Origin of the sequence: Ferrovibrio sp. MS7, assembly GCF_038404985.1 — a bacterium.
Taxonomy (GTDB): domain Bacteria; phylum Pseudomonadota; class Alphaproteobacteria; order Ferrovibrionales; family Ferrovibrionaceae; genus Ferrovibrio; species Ferrovibrio plantarum.
The window spans coordinates 1571646-1586536 of sequence record NZ_JBBKBA010000001.1 but is presented as its reverse complement, the minus strand read 5'-3'; the positions used below and the strand labels follow the sequence as shown (position 1 = coordinate 1586536).

At 57.4% G+C, this 14891-nt stretch carries 16 protein-coding genes; 12 read left to right on the top strand and 4 right to left on the bottom strand.

The window, feature by feature from the left end; all coding sequences use genetic code 11:
- Positions 1-3: 3 nt before the first annotated feature.
- The 3 genes from V6B08_RS07590 to V6B08_RS07580 form a co-directional block, all read right to left on the bottom strand.
- On the bottom strand, positions 4-1320 hold the full coding sequence (locus V6B08_RS07590) for a TRAP transporter large permease (RefSeq protein ID WP_341979273.1): 1317 nt from the start codon (positions 1318-1320) through the stop codon (positions 4-6).
- Between the two features lie 10 nt (positions 1321-1330).
- A complete protein-coding gene (locus V6B08_RS07585; protein ID WP_341979271.1) occupies positions 1331-1837 on the bottom strand; it encodes a TRAP transporter small permease subunit in 507 nt (168 codons plus the stop codon).
- A gap of 158 nt (positions 1838-1995) precedes the next feature.
- Positions 1996-3108, bottom strand: a complete 1113-nt coding sequence (locus V6B08_RS07580) for a CaiB/BaiF CoA transferase family protein (RefSeq protein WP_341979269.1) — start codon at positions 3106-3108, stop codon at positions 1996-1998.
- 170 nt (positions 3109-3278) lie between these two features.
- Here V6B08_RS07580 and V6B08_RS07575 point away from each other — a divergent pair, with 170 nt between their 5' ends.
- The 12 genes from V6B08_RS07575 to V6B08_RS07520 all read left to right on the top strand — a co-directional run bounded on the left by V6B08_RS07575 (position 3279) and on the right by V6B08_RS07520 (position 13646).
- Complete coding sequence (locus V6B08_RS07575; protein ID WP_341979267.1) at positions 3279-4439, top strand: acyl-CoA dehydrogenase family protein; 1161 nt, start codon at positions 3279-3281, stop codon at positions 4437-4439.
- A 2-nt stretch (positions 4440-4441) separates the two neighbouring features.
- The gene (locus V6B08_RS07570) at positions 4442-5068 is read left to right on the top strand and encodes a TetR/AcrR family transcriptional regulator (RefSeq protein WP_341979265.1); all 627 of its coding nucleotides are present in this window, start codon (positions 4442-4444) and stop codon (positions 5066-5068) included.
- A 37-nt stretch (positions 5069-5105) separates the two neighbouring features.
- Positions 5106-6092, top strand: a complete 987-nt coding sequence (locus V6B08_RS07565) for an AraC family transcriptional regulator (protein WP_341979263.1) — start codon at positions 5106-5108, stop codon at positions 6090-6092.
- A gap of 42 nt (positions 6093-6134) precedes the next feature.
- Positions 6135-6974 carry an SDR family oxidoreductase gene (locus tag V6B08_RS07560; RefSeq protein ID WP_341979261.1) on the top strand — a complete coding sequence of 280 codons (840 nt, stop codon included), beginning with the start codon at positions 6135-6137 and terminating at the stop codon, positions 6972-6974.
- Positions 6975-7150: 176 nt separating this feature from the next.
- Positions 7151-7561, top strand: a complete 411-nt coding sequence (locus V6B08_RS07555) for a Zn-ribbon domain-containing OB-fold protein (protein ID WP_341979259.1) — start codon at positions 7151-7153, stop codon at positions 7559-7561.
- Entirely contained in the window at positions 7562-8701 is a 1140-nt protein-coding gene (locus tag V6B08_RS07550) for a thiolase C-terminal domain-containing protein (protein WP_341979257.1), read from the top strand.
- A gap of 47 nt (positions 8702-8748) precedes the next feature.
- Positions 8749-9210: a MaoC family dehydratase N-terminal domain-containing protein gene (locus tag V6B08_RS07545; RefSeq protein ID WP_341979255.1), complete on the top strand. Its 462-nt coding sequence runs from the start codon at positions 8749-8751 to the stop codon at positions 9208-9210.
- Positions 9207-9623 carry a MaoC/PaaZ C-terminal domain-containing protein gene (locus V6B08_RS07540; protein ID WP_341979253.1) on the top strand — a complete coding sequence of 139 codons (417 nt, stop codon included), beginning with the start codon at positions 9207-9209 and terminating at the stop codon, positions 9621-9623. The genes V6B08_RS07545 and V6B08_RS07540 overlap by 4 nt, the downstream gene beginning before the upstream one ends.
- A 23-nt stretch (positions 9624-9646) precedes the next feature.
- Complete coding sequence (locus V6B08_RS07535) at positions 9647-10447, top strand: crotonase/enoyl-CoA hydratase family protein (protein WP_341979251.1); 801 nt, start codon at positions 9647-9649, stop codon at positions 10445-10447.
- Positions 10448-10450: 3 nt separating this feature from the next.
- The gene (locus tag V6B08_RS07530; RefSeq protein WP_341979249.1) at positions 10451-10957 is read left to right on the top strand and encodes a MaoC family dehydratase; all 507 of its coding nucleotides are present in this window, start codon (positions 10451-10453) and stop codon (positions 10955-10957) included.
- On the top strand, positions 10954-12138 hold the full coding sequence (locus tag V6B08_RS07525) for an acyl-CoA dehydrogenase family protein (protein WP_341979246.1): 1185 nt from the start codon (positions 10954-10956) through the stop codon (positions 12136-12138). Before V6B08_RS07530 ends, V6B08_RS07525 begins: the two co-directional genes overlap by 4 nt.
- A complete protein-coding gene (locus V6B08_RS07520) occupies positions 12135-13646 on the top strand; it encodes a class I adenylate-forming enzyme family protein (RefSeq protein ID WP_341979245.1) in 1512 nt (503 codons plus the stop codon). Before V6B08_RS07525 ends, V6B08_RS07520 begins: the two co-directional genes overlap by 4 nt.
- Positions 13647-13730: 84 nt before the next feature.
- Here V6B08_RS07520 and V6B08_RS07515 read toward each other — a convergent pair whose 3' ends face one another.
- Entirely contained in the window at positions 13731-14768 is a 1038-nt protein-coding gene (locus V6B08_RS07515; RefSeq protein ID WP_341979242.1) for a TRAP transporter substrate-binding protein, read from the bottom strand.
- Between the last annotated feature and the right edge of the window lie 123 nt (positions 14769-14891).

Here is a 14891-nt window from a genome sequence, read left to right as displayed (position 1 = left end):
AGCTCAGCGCCGCATCTGGTCTGGCAGCCAAGTGGCAAATTCCGGCACCATGATAAGAACCGCCAGCAGCACTATTTCCGTTGCGACGAAAGGCAACACGCCAAGGAATATTTGTCGTGAATTTATTTCCCCCGCAGCCGCTGTCTGCACTGCATATAAATTGAGGCCTACGGGGGGTGTTATTGCGGCAATCTCAACCAGCTTTATCAGCAGGACTGAGAACCATATAGCGTTGATGCCTAGCACCTGTGAAATTGGGAACATAAATGGCAGCGTAATAACCATGATCGATATGGAATCCACGAACATGCCAAGAATAAAGTAGATGATAATTACTAGGGCTATAAACATGCCAGCAGATATACCGTAACCCGCGATCATATCATTCAGGTCATCAATGAAACCCATCACCAACAATGCCCGGCTGAGCAGCATGCCGCCGATGAATATCAGGAAAAGAACCGTAGTGATCCGTGCCGCTTCCAGCGTCGCCCCCCAGAATTCGCGCAAGGTGAGGCGTCTTGACAAGAAAGCGATCAGAGCTGCGCCAGCTGCGCCTGCGGCACCGGCTGCTGATGGTGCAAAAACACCAAAATACAATCCACCTATGACTACAGTGGCTAGCAGCATGATGGCCCAAACACCACGCAGGCCCTGCAATTTCTCTCGCCACGAATAGGACTCGCCTGTCAATGGCGCCCAATCAGGCCGGATACGGACGAAGATATAAGCGCCCCCCATGTAGAAGGCGGCGGTCAGCAAGCCGGGAACCACACCAGCCATCAGCAAGGCGCCGATAGACTGATCCGTGAGTACGGCAAGGATGACCATTGCGATCGAAGGGGGAATCAACGCCGCCAAGGTACCTGAGGCAGCAATACAACCAGCAGAAACACCAAGATTGTATTTGAAACGCTTCATCTCCGGCAATGCGATCTTGGTGAATACACTCGCCGACACAACTGTCGAACCGGAAGCGGCACCGAAGCCCGCGGAAGCCAGGATAGTCGACATAAACAGCCCCCCCCGAATACGACTAGTGAAGCGGTGGGCTGCCATATAGAGATCGGAGATAATCCCAGACTTCGACGCCAATTCACCCATCAAAACGAACATCGGCACAACAACATAAGTATAGTTTGAGGTAAGCGTGTAAGGCAGAGTGCGGAAATTCGTCAGCATGAAATTGATATCAACGAAATACCACATCGCGGCACCAGCAACGACGATCATTGAGACAGCAACTGGAACTCCAAGACCCATAAGCACTAGGATGATGGTGATAGTGAGAGTGCCTTGCCCAAGACCTGACAATTCCATAACGCGTACCTCAGATTTTCTTTTCTTGAGATTGGACCAGCATCAGACATAAGCGACTGGCGCTCACAAATGCAGCTAATGTTAGCCCAATAAACGCGGCGAACTTTATCGGGTAGATCGGAAAGGCGAACAGAGATACTGACTTCTCTTTCATTCCCCAACTTTGCATGAAGAGCAGCCACATCGTGTAGGCAAGAACGGCATAGACCGGAATACTGATCACAGCCGAAATCCTGTCCGAAAATCGGCGAAAGCCGCCATTGCCAATGCCTAGAAACAGATCAACGCGAATATGATCGTTTCGTGCAATCACAATAGGCAATGCCAGAAATACACTGACCGTGAATAGTGATTGAGATATATCGATAGTCGCCGGAGGCCTGTAACCTATTGTGTTACCCAGCACAATATCGACAGCACCGATCACCATGATGACCAGCATGCAGATGCCACAGAACTGATAAACGAGGTTATTTGCTCTGTCGGTCCAATAATTGAACGCTGCTACGAATTGCATCCATCCCTCCCTGGGATATTCCGCATCAGGCGGTAAATTCGTTTATCCGCCTGTTCAATTTTTCCGCAGCATATGCGCCAGTCCTTCGGGCACAAATACCGGAAACAATCAACCTGCCGCACAGAACCATGTCAAACCGGCAGCATACCTGCCCGCCTTCAAATCCGCGCCGCAACACCCCAGCGCCGGAGCAATTCAGTGCAATCCCACGCCACCTCATGGGAAAGCGCCTGCAATTCCCCAGGGGTGCGGCTGAAGCGCGGCGCCGGCGCCGGCTGCAGCACGCCCTGATGCTCAACCACCGTCCCGCGCGCCTGCACATGCGGGTGCTGCGCCATTTCGCCGATATTCAATACCGGTGCGAAGCAGCTATCTTCAGGCTCAAGGATAGCAACCCATTCATCGCGCGTGCGGCTGGCGAAAGTGGCGGTAAATATCCGCTCCAGTTCGGGCCAGCGGCTGCGGTCGAACTGACTCGGCAATTCGCTCTGTACCAGCCCCATGCGGCTAATCAGGGTGTCGTAGAACTTGGTTTCTATGGCACCAATGGCAACGAACTGGCCATCGGCGGTGCGATAGGCACGATACCATGGCGCAGCGCCGTCGATCATGTTGCTCTGCCGCTCCAATTTCCAGGTGCCGGCGGCTAGCATGCTGAAGAACGGCGCCATCAGTGCTGTCGTGCCATCAACAATGGCGGCATCTACAACCTGGCCCCGACCGGAGCGCTGTGCCTCGATGTAGGCCGCGAGCACGCCGAAAGCCAGAAACAGCGCGCCGCCACCATTATCGCCAATCAGGTTGAGCGGTGGCGGCGGCACATCTTCAGTCTGCCCGATGGGATGCAGGGCCCCCGCCAGGGCGATGTAGTTGATGTCGTGGCCTGCCCGCTGCGCCAGCGGCCCGCTCTGCCCCCAGCCAGTCATCCTGCCGAATACCAGCTTCGGATTGCCGCGCCAGACATCCTCTGGCCCTAATCCAAGCCGCTCCATCACGCCGGGCCGGAAACCCTCGATAAGAAAATCCGCCTTGCCGCAAAGCTCCAGCAAATAGTCGCGGTCTGCCGGCTGTTTCAGATCCAGTGTCATGGCACGACGACCGCGCAGCATGATATCCGCCCGGCGGTCGATGGTAACGCTTGGTTCGCGCTTGAACGGCGCTTCGATACGTAGAATTTCCGCACCTAGATCGGCCAGCAGCATCGCTGCCAATGGCGCCGGACCGATGCCGGCAAGCTCGATACCCTTGATTCCCGTCAACGGTCCAGACACGCCCACTCCCCAGAAATTCATTGTTGTTGCTTCTGGAGTATTGAGTGCAGCACCACCTTGTCAACATAGAAAATAAAAATTGAACCATTTTTCATTTTTATTGACACCAACCCGACGCGGGTGTAGCTCAGAACACAACCAAGGGAGCAGAGACGGAGAAGCAAGCAGCTATGAATCGCCCAATTTTCAACGAAGAACATAGGGTTTTCCGCGAGTCCGCCAGGCGCTTCTTCGCCGAGCACGTCACTCCCTACCGCGAGAAGTTCGAGCAGCAAGGCCATGTCGACCGCGAAGTCTGGCAGAAGGCCGGCCAGATGGGTTTCCTGTGCATGACGGCACCCGCGGAATATGGTGGTGCAGAAGTCGATCGTAAATTTCCTGTAGTCTTTCTTGAGGAAGCTGCCTATGCCGGCCAGACTGGCCCCGGCTTCTGGCTGCATTCGGATATGGCGTCGCCTTATATCGCCAGCTACGGCACCGAAGCGCAGAAGCGCACCTGGCTGCCACAGCTCATTGCCGGCACCAGGATCATGGCCATCGCGATGAGCGAGCCTGGCGGGGGGTCCAACCTGGCAGGCATTCGCACCCGCGCGGTACGCGACGGCGACGACTACATCATCAACGGTTCGAAAACCTTTATCTCGAATGGCTGGATGGCCGATCTGGTGCTGGTGGTAGCGAAGACCGATCCGCAGGCCGGCGCCAAGGGCATATCCCTCTTCCTGGTGGAATCCAATACACCTGGCTTCAAGCGCGGCCGACTGCTCAACAAGCTCGGCATGAAGGCACAGGATACCGCCGAGCTGTTTTTCGAGGACATGCGCGTGCCAAAGGAGAATATGCTCGGCGAGGAAGGCCTGGGCTTCAAATATCTAATGACCGAGCTGGCCTGGGAGCGGACACAGATCGCCATACAGGCCATGGCGGTGATCGAACGAGCGATTGCCGATGCCTTCGCCTATACCAGTGACCGAGAAGTTTTCGGCAAACCAGTCGCCTCCTACCAGAATACCCAGTTCAAACTGGCCGATTACGTGATGGATGCCAAGGCTGGGCGCCTTTTCGTAGATGACTGCATTCAGAAATCTGCCGATGGCGTGCTCGATCCGGTTTCTGCCGCAATGGCCAAGGCCTGGGTCACCGAACTGGAAGGCCGCGTGCTGGATGGCTGCCTGCAGCTTTATGGTGGCTACGGCTTCATCTGGGATTTCCCCATTGCCCGTGCCTATGCCGATGCCCGCTCGCAGCGGATCGTCGGCGGCACCAATGAAATCATGCGTCAGATCGTTTCCCGCTCGATGCCGCAGATCGTCACCGAATACGGGCTGTAACCGTGACGGCCGCTACGCCAACCTCCACCAAGCCAGTCCGCCGCCGACGCTCCAGGGCCGAGCGGGCGAGGGAAAACCGCGAAGCACTGATCAATGCCGCCGCGAGCATCGTCGGCGAAAGCGGCTATGAAGCCGCCACCATTGCCGAGGTAACACGCCGCGCCGGCCTGTCGCTCGGCCTGTTCTACCAGTATTTCGAAAGCCGCGATGACCTGTTCCGGCAATTGCTGCCGGCGGTGGGCTCACACCTCATCGCCACCCTGGGACAGGAATTCCACGATGCTAAGTCGGTGGTCGAGGGCGAAGTACGCTCGATTAAGACCTACTTCGACTATGTATCCTCAGGTTCGCCGATCATGCGGGTGTTCAAAGAAGCCGAGGTCTATGCCCCGGAGGCCTATAACAATCACATGGCGAATGTGCTGCAGCGTTACACGAAGTCGCTGCGACGCCAAAAGGAAGCCGGCAGCTACAGGGGTTTTACCGATCGAGAATTGCGGGTTGTCGCGGTGCTGCTGACCTCGGCACGCCTTGGTTTCTATGAGCAGTTAGTGAGCAAGGGCGAGGATCCGGCCTGGGTCAGCAATGCCTTCGCCAAGATCATCAAAGCCCTGTCCCAGGTGAAATAGCCCGTACCAGCGGTCCGCCAGGATGAAAACTCTTACCTTGAGCATTCACTACCCGAAGACACTGCTGCACGGCCTGCAGCACGATCCCGCGCAATGCCAGAAATTCCTGCAGGAGGCCAATATCGCACCTTCCGTGATGCAGGAAGCCAAGGCGCGGGTACCGATAGAAAGCCATGTACGGCTGTATCAGAAAATCGCGCCGCATATCGATGATGAGGCCTTCGGCTATCTGCCGCGCCGGCTGCGCTTCGGCACCTTCTCTATCGCCTGCGAATATGCTGCGAATGCCGCGACTATTGGCGAAGCACTGCAAAAAATCTGCCGCTTCTATGGTGCCGTAACCGACGATGTCGCGCTGACGCTCAAGACTGTGGGCAAAGAAGCTCGTTTCATGGTGGAGTTGCGGCGCCCGGAACTGGACGTGGCGCATTTCGTCGTGGAAACCTTCATGTGCATCGGCTTTCGTCTGTCATCATGGTTGGCTGGCCGCGCCATTACCCTGCAATATTGCGATTTCGCTTATACGCCGACTGAGAATCTGAACGAATATATCTACCTGTTCCCTTGTGAGCATCGCTTCAGCCAGCCCGGCCCGAATATGCTGGCCTTCGCAGCGCAGTATCTCAATCTTCCGGTGCTGAAAACTGCCTCGGATGTAGAAGCCTATAACCGGCGAGCCCCTCTGGACCTGCTGAATAAGCTGATCGGCACCGATAGCCTGACCAACAGGGTCTATGTGGCATTGAGTCGCAAGACTGAGGACGACGCGCAGAATTCCAAGATCATCGCCAGCGAAATGGCGATGACCGAGCAGACCTTGCGCCGGCGGCTGCGCCAGGAAGGCAACACCTTCCAGAAGATTAAGGACAGCCTGCGGCTGGATACGGCCGTGTTCCACCTCACCAACAACAAATACACTATCGCCGAGATCTCAGAGCGACTGGGCTTTTCGACACCCAGCGCCTTCAGCCGCGCCTTCAAGGGCTGGACCGGTGCGACACCGGAATCCTATCGCCACCGCTGACATCCGCCGCCAGATCAGCACAGCAGTTTGGCAGTTCTGGTTATGTCCATATCCCATGTGCTTCCTATTCTAGACCTGAGCGGGCGACAGGAAGACCCGCGTAGGTATCTGGCAGGACGGAAATCAATGGGATTGCAGGACAAGGTAGTAGTGGTTACCGGCGGCGGACGCGGCATCGGCCAGGGCATCGCCTATCACCTGGCACAACATGGCGCCCGGCTCGCCATTATCGACGTAAACGCAGCAACGATTGAGGAAACCGTTTCGCGAATCGGCATTCGAGCCAAAGGCTATGTCTGTGACATCACAAACGAATCAGCTGTCGAAAATTGCTTCGCCGAAATCGCTGGTGACTTCGGCGCTATTCATGGCTTGGTGAATAATGCCGGCATCATACGCGATGGCCTGATGGTCAAGGTCCGCGATGGCAAGGTAGTGTCCAAGCTGAGTCTTGAGGATTTTGACAAGGTGATGAATGTCTGCCTCAAGGGGGCATTCCTCTGCGCACGGGAAGCCGTCGCTCATATGCTGGCGGGGGATGGCAGCGACCGCGCCATCGTCAATATTTCGTCCGGCTCTTTCCGTGGCAATTACGGCCAGACTAACTATTCCGCTGCCAAGGCCGGTCTGGTGGCAATGAGCCGGGTCTGGGCTAAGGAATATGGCCGCTATGGCATCCGCTCAATGGTGATCGCACCAGGTGCCGTCGATACCGATCTGCTGCGCTCCATGCCAGCGGAAGGCCTCAAAGCGTTGGCGGCGCAGATTCCGCTGCGGCGCATTGGTCAGATCGAGAATATCGCCATGGCAGCGGCGCATATTCTCGCCAACGACTACCTCACCGGCTCGATCCTCGAAGTGAATGGCGGCATGGTAGTTTGACCGCGCCGCGCCAACCGTCCATGGCGTGCGATTCCACAAGTCGCTCCATGGGCGTTTTAATGAACATAAGAATGTCGATATCCGTTATTCTTGACCACCCTCTTTGACCTCAAAATGCCTCAGCCTTTGCAGCAACGCCCAAAGAGGCGTGGAATGGCATAAATGAGGAGAGGGTATTGACCAAAGCGCGCCAAATTCCGGTGCCGACGCCGGAAACAGCTCATTTCTGGGAGGGGGCGAAAAAAGGGGAACTGCTGCTGCAGCAATGTAATTCCTGCGAGCATACCTACTTTCCGCCTCGCCCCTTTTGTCCCTCCTGTGGCGATGGCAAGATCAAGGTCGTCAAGGCATCCGGCAAGGGCCGGATTCATACCTTCATCATCTCAAATTTCCGTTCTCCGGGCTTCACACCACCCTATTCCATTGCGGTGGTACAGCTCGATGAAGGCCCACGCATGCTGACCAACATTGTCGGCTGCCCACAGGATTCCGCTTCGATCGCCATGGAAATGCCGGTGGAAGTGGTATTCGAACCGGTAAGTGACGATATCAATCTGGTGATGTTCAAGCCCGTGGAGATTGCCTGAATGCCGCGCCATAGTGTAGCCATCGTTGGCGCCGCCGAAAGCGACCGCATTGGTATTGTCGATGACATGAGCCAGGTACAGCTGCATTGCAATGCTGCTCTACGCGCCATGAAAGATGCTGGTCTGACGCCGAAGGATATCGACGGCATCGCTTCCGCTGAAGAACTGCCTTGGACCATCGCAGCGGCCCTCGGCATCACGCCAACCTGGGTCGATGCCACCGATGTCGGCGGTTGTGCCTATATGCTGCATCTGCGCCATGCCGTCTCGGCAATCCAGGCCGGCCATGCCACCACGATTCTAATCACCCATGGCGAGAGCGGCCGCTCGCGGCTTGGCACCACCGGCCTCGACATGAAATATACCGATAACCACCGGCAATTTGAACTGCCATACGGCGCCACAATGCCGCCAACCATGTTCACTCTGCCGGTGCGCCGGTTCATGTATGAAACCGGTCTTACGCCAGAGCATCTCGCCTGGGCGCATGTACGCCAGCGTGAATGGGCTGCTAAGAATCCGCGTGCCTATCTGCGCGATCCAGTGACAGTGGATGACGTACTGTCCTCCACCATGATCGCCGATCCGATCACCAAGCTAATGTGCTGTCTGGTAACCGACGCCGGCGGTGCCATCATCGTGACCAGTTCCGACCGCGCCAAGGACCTGCGGCAGAAGCCGATCTACTATATGGGCGGCGGCGAAACCGTCAGCATGAACAATATCAGCCAGATGGCCGATTTCACCCGCGCCGATGTGTTCTCGGTTTCCAGCCGCAAGGCTTTCCAGGAAGCCGGTATCACCAAGGAGGATGTCGATCACTTGATGATTTATGACGCCTTCGCGCATCTGCCGATCTATGGCCTGGAAGCCATCGGTTTTGTTGGCCGTGGGGAAGCTGGCGATTTCATCAAGGAGGGCCATACCGCACCAGGTGGATCGCTGCCGCTGAACACCAATGGTGGCGGCATGTGCTATACCCATCCCGGTCGCTACGGCATGTTCGCCTTGCAGGAAGGTATCCGGCAATTGCGCGGCACCGCCCCGGCCCAGGTCAATGGTGTGGAGATATCCATGGTGCAGGGCGTGGGCGGCATGTTCTTTGCCGCCGGCACCGCCATTCTCACCAATGTGCCGTGACCGTACCGCTGGCGGAGCAGCAACCATGATTGCCCGCGAGAACCACCATGGTAGATAGAAGCAAAGTCGGCTACATCCTGCCACCGCTGCACTACGAGGTCGAGAAGGGTCAGTTGCGCTTCTTCTCCAAAGTGGTTGGCGAAACTGATCCGGTCTATTTTGACGAGGCGGCGGCGAAGGCCGCCGGCTATCGTTCGATCCTGGCACCGCCCACTTTCTGCTTCAGTTGCCTGCGCGGCTCGGCAGAGGAGATGCCTTATGTCACCGTGCTTGACATGAGCGAGGATGAACTGGGGCGTTCCCTGCATGGCGAACAGAGCTTTGAGTTCCATGAGCCGGTATGCGCCGGTGACCACCTGACCATCACCGAAAAGATCGTCGATATCTTCGAGAAGAAATCCGGCGCCCTGCTCTTTGTGCTCACCGAGACCTGTCTGGTGAACCAGCTCGATCAACTGGTGGCACGGATGGAATCCAGCCTGATCATCAAGGCGGAGCCAGCGGCATGAACCAGCTCCTTACCAGCAAAATACATGTCGGCTACCAGTTGCCCGAACTGACCCTGCCGCCGATCTCGCGCAAAACCCTGGCGCTCTTCGCGGGTGCTTCCCACGACCACACCGCCATCCATATCGAACCGGCGATTGCCCGAGCCATGGGGCATGAGGATGTGATTGCCCATGGCATGCTGGTGATGGCCTGCATGGCCAGGCTGCTCACCCGCTGGCGGCCACAACGCAATATCCGGTGGTTCAAAGCCAGATTCTTGGCGACCGTGCTGGTCGGCGATGCTCTCAGCTTCACCGGCCATGTTGCCTCACTTGGTGAACGCGATGGCCTGCGCCATACCGTCATCATCATCAACGGCTCCACGCAGCATGGCCGGCCGGTAATCACAGGGGAAGCCGAAGTCATACTGTAGGCTTGGAGTATGGGAGGGCCGCAATGGCGGAAACATTATTGGTCGAACAGGACCAGCATATCGTTACGCTCACCCTGAATATGCCGGATACGGCCAATGCCCTGTCCGACACTGCCTTCTGCGCCAGTATCATCGAGCAGTTCGACCGCCTGGGTAACGACGCTTCGGTGCGTTGCATCATCCTCACCGGTGCCGGCAAGTTTTTCTGCTCGGGCGGGAACATCAAACACATCCGCGATAAGCAGTCGATTTTCGGCGGCGACACTTTCACTGTGATGAACCAGTATCGCCGCAGCGTACAGAAGCTCGCGCGCACAATCTGGCAGTGTGAATTGCCGATCATCGCTGCCGTGAATGGTGCTGCCTATGGCGCCGGTTGCGACCTGGCCCTGATGGCGGATATTCGCATAGCCGGCCCCACTGCACGCTTCGCAGAAAATTTTGTGCAACTCGGCCTGATCCCCGGCGATGGCGGTTCCTGGCTGCTGCAACGGCAGATCGGCCTATCGCGTGCAGCTGAAATGACTTTCACCGCTGATCCGATAGATGCCGCCACCGCCCTGAGATGGGGTTTGGTATCCTCCGTGGTACCGGAAAACAAGCTGATGGGAACCGCCCACGCAATGGCCGTACGTATCGCACGCCACCCACCCCGTCAGTTGCGCCTATCCAAGCGCCTGATGCGCGAGGGTATGAATACGACGCTGGAGACCAGCCTGGAATTGGCCGCCATCTACCAGGGCGCGGCGCACCAGACCAAGGACCATGCCGAGGCGGTGAACGCCATGCTGGAACGGCGCGGCGCCGTCTATAGCGGCGACTGAACCATGGTCGACGCAGAACCCAGCTATATCGGCCTCGGTTTTTTTCTCGAGGACTGGACCTTTGGCCGCTGCTTCCGGACCATCGGTCGATCGATTACCGATGCCGATATCACCAATTTCGTGAATGCCACCGGCATGGTGGAAGTGTTGTTTACCGACCTGGACTATGTCGCACGGGCCTCGTCGTTCAAAGCGCGGCCAGCACCCGGGATAATGGTCTATGCCTTTGCCGAGGGCCTGCAGATGCAGGCTGCCCTGCAACATACCGGTATCGCCTATCTCGGTGGCGAAATCGCTGTGAAGGCTCCATGCCTCGCCGGTGACACCATCCATGTTGTCGTCACCGTCAGCGACACGCGCCCAACCTCGAAACCCGGGCGCGGCATCGTCACCACGCATAACGCCGTCATCAACCAGCGGGGTGAGACGGTGCTGGAATACACGGCCAAAAGAATGGTGAAAAGCCGCATGCCCCAGCAAGAGGCAGCCAAGGGAGCAAACGCAGGATGATTGACCTCAACCAAGCAGCCGGTGACAATTCCCTCTGGACCAGCTATGTCGACGATGCCTTCGTGCAGGACCTCAAGCGTTTCGTCGCCAGACATATTGCACCGGAAGCAGACCGGATCGACCGCGACGACATCTATCCCGTGCATATCGTCAAGGCTCTGGCGGAACAGGGCTACAACACCTTGACGCTGGAACCTGCCTATGGCGGCGGTGGTCGCAGCTATCCCTTTGCCGCCTGCGCGCTCGAGGAAATTTCCTTTGCCAGTGCCGCCACTGGTATCTGCCTGATCACCATATATCAGGCACAGACCATGATCCGGCTGTTCGGACAGGATAGCCTGAAGCAGCGTTTCCTGCCGCAATTCTCCCGCGGCCTGATCAGCGCCTATGCGCTTACCGAGTCAAACCACGGCAGCGACATAACCCAGCTCGACACCAAGGCTCGGCGCGACGGTGATACCTGGATCATCCAGGGCGAAAAACACTTCATCACGTCAGGCACGGCAGCGGAATTCTACATCATCCTGGCCGAAACCCCGGTCGGTGTAACAGTATTCGCAGTGCCGGGCGACACACCGGGCGTCTCACGCTACGAAGGCAAGAATTCCGCCACGTTTGGTCTGCGCAATGGCCCACATATGAACATTGTGTTTGAAAATGTGCGAGTGCCGGCGGACCACATGATCGGCATCGAAGGCAAGGGCGTGCGTCAGGCGGTCAGCGTACTGAACTATTCTCGTACACTTGCCGGCGCCGTTTCGCTCGGCATCGCCCGCGCGGCCTATGAAGGCGCCCTGGACTTTGCCCGCAGGCGCCGGGCATTCAAGCAGCAGGTGATCGATTTCCAGGGTATCCAATGGTATTTCTCGGACATGCTGACCGAGATCGACGGAGCGCGGCTTCTGGTTTATCGCGCCGCCCAGGCGCTGAGCGATGGACACCAGATCCCGCGCTGGGGCAGCGAGGCCAAATACAAGGCGGCCAGCGTGGCGACTCAGGTGGCCAGTCTGTGCGCGCAGATCTGTGGTGCCTATGGCATCATGGAGAATGCACCTTTTGGCCGCTACTTGCGCGATGCCAAGGCTTATGAGGTGGCTGGCGGTTCCGCAGAGATACTCAAAAACACGATTGCGAAAAGCCTGGCGCAGCTTGCCACGACAGGGCAGGAGGCGACGCCATGAGCACGCTTGCTGTCAAACTCGCCGAACGGGCCCAGCGGGATGGCAGCCGCCCCGCTATCGTTACTGACGAAGGCACTTGGAGCTGGGCCGAACTGGCTGGGCAATCCTTCCGCCTCTCCAGCTATCTGCGCCGCCAAGGCCTGCGCAAGGGCGATCGGGTTGCCCTGATCTGCGGCAACCGCGCCGCCTATCTGATTGCTTGGTTTGCCGCCGCCAATGTCGGCGCCATCGCCGTCACCGTCAATGTTGGCCTGGTCGGCGATGGACTGCGCTATGCCCTGGTGCAATCGCAGTCCAGCTTCCTACTGATCGAAGAGGCGCTGCATAAAACACTTGCGGCAGAGATCGACCAGATAGACCAGCCGCTCATCAAGCTGCGCTTCGCCGACGAGGCGGATATCGCAACCATGACGCAGAATGAGTCCGAGGATGAGATCTATGCCGGTCTTGGTAGCGATCCGATCACCATTGTCTATACCTCCGGCACCACGGGGGCGCCAAAGGGCGTGCTAAACTGCCACACCGCTTACTTGGAGAGCGGCCGGCGGCTAGCCGAATCCCTGAATATCACAATGGACGACCGCATCATGGTGATGCTGCCGCTGTTTCATGCCAACCCGCAGATTTATGCCGTGATGACTGCGTTGGAAACCGGCTGCACCATCATCATCCGCAAACGCTTCTCGGCCAGCCGGGTGTTCGATGAGGCGCGGCAGTTCGACGCCACTATGTTCACCTATGTCGGTTCTGTGCTGGCGATGATTGCGGCCAAACTGCCCGACGGCGACAGGAATCACCGCGTCACTCGCTGTGTCGGTGGTGGCTGCTCGCCAGAAATATGGCACAGGATGCAGGATCGGTTCGGAGTCACGCCGTTCGAGCTCTATGGCATGTCGGAAACCGCCGGCTGGGCCAGTTCAAACTCCGTCGCACATTACCGCTTTGGCTCTTGTGGCAAGGTGCGCGACGACATCGAACTGATGCTGGTGGATGGACAAGACAATCCGGTGTCGCATGGCAAACCTGGGGAAATCGTGATGCGCCCCCGCGAACCTTTCCGCATCCTGCTGGAATACTGGAACAACCCGGCTGCCTCCCAGGAGGCATCGCGGAATTTATGGTTTCACAGCGGCGATCTCGGCCGTTTCGACGAAGATGGCTTCCTCTATTTCCTCGGTCGTAGCAAAGAAATCATCCGAAAGGGCGGCGAAAATATCTCGCCTACTGCCTTGGAAGAACTGATTCTGGCCTTTAGCAAGGTACGCGATGTGGCCGCAGTGGCGGTGCCGGATCCGATCCTGGAGGAGGAAATCAAGGTCTGCGTGGTGGCAGATACCCCCTTCCCCATTAAGGAACTGCGCGATTTTCTGGCAACCCGGGTGCCGAAATACATGTTGCCTCGCTACTTGCAATTCGTTGCCGCGATCCCGCGCACCGAGACCCAGAAAATCCGGCGCAAGCCTCTACAGGAAAACCAGCAGGGCATCATCGACGCGCAACTAGCCTAGCTGCCGCCCTGAAATCTGCCAAACTGAAATGAAAAAAGGAGGCATCCGTAGGATGCCTCCTTTTCCGTTGCCTGAAGAACAGGCTTAGTTGACCAGCTTGGCGCGATATTTTTGCAGAATATCGGCAATTGCCTTAGCGGCTTCGGGCTGCCCCTGTGCCGCAATATCCTTTTCCCATATTTTTGGCATGTTCGGTTCGGCAGCAACGAACTTCTTCTCATCCTCGAAATGAACATAGGTCATGCCCTTGGCTGGCATGTCAACCTTGATGGTGTTGGTCATCACCTCGGCAAGATACTTCGCTTCGTCGACACTGCTCTGCTCTGCCGCCGACATCAGCAACTCCTGCACCTTCTTCGGCAAACCAACAAACTTCTTACGATTTACTAGCAACTGGGTAGCCGGCACAGCCCCGAGATTGAGGTCAATAGCGAACTTTGCCACTTCGTTCAGTTTCGAGGAAATGGCGAAATCATGCGACATCCAGGCGCAATCAATCAGGCCTTTTTCCAGGCCTTCATACATTTCAGCGAAAGCGATGGTCTGCGGGCTGGCGCCGAAGGTGTTGAAGAAAATCGGCGGGTACTTGCCGTTGGCACGGATCCGCTTGCCCTTCAGCTCGTCCATGGTCTTGATCGGCTTCGTACAGGTCAGGTTGTAGGGATTCGCCGTGGTAGTGTTGAGGATAACGATGTTGGCCTTGGTCAGCTCCGCCTGTACCGGCGGCAGCGAGAAGATCTCCATCGAGGCCTGACGCGCATCCGTTGGCGTGGCGAATGTGCGCTGCATGTTGCCAACCACGCCGGAAAGCGGGAACTGGCTCGGCAGATAGCCCAATGCAGTGGAGCCGAAATCCACCGAGCCGGAGCCCACAAGATCCGGAATCTCCGTCGGCCCACCCATGGCGCCGGACCAGAACACTTTGAACTTGATCCTGCCGCCGCTGCGCTGCTCGACGATTTCCATCCAGCGCACATCGAACTTCGCCAGCGCATTGTTGGCGGCAACCATGTGAGCATAGGTGAAGTTCAGGCGTGGATAAGCCTCATCGGCCCGAACGGGCGACGCCATGCACAGCGCCGAAACGACCGCCGCGGCCACATAGCCAGTAAATTTCAACATTTTGTCCCTCCCAAAGGCGCTTTGTTGTCGATGCCGGCTCCCAAGCCATACGGGCCATAACCTTGAAGCAATCGATGGCAGTCATGACAAGCCAGCATCACGCTAGATTTCGGGATTTTTGCT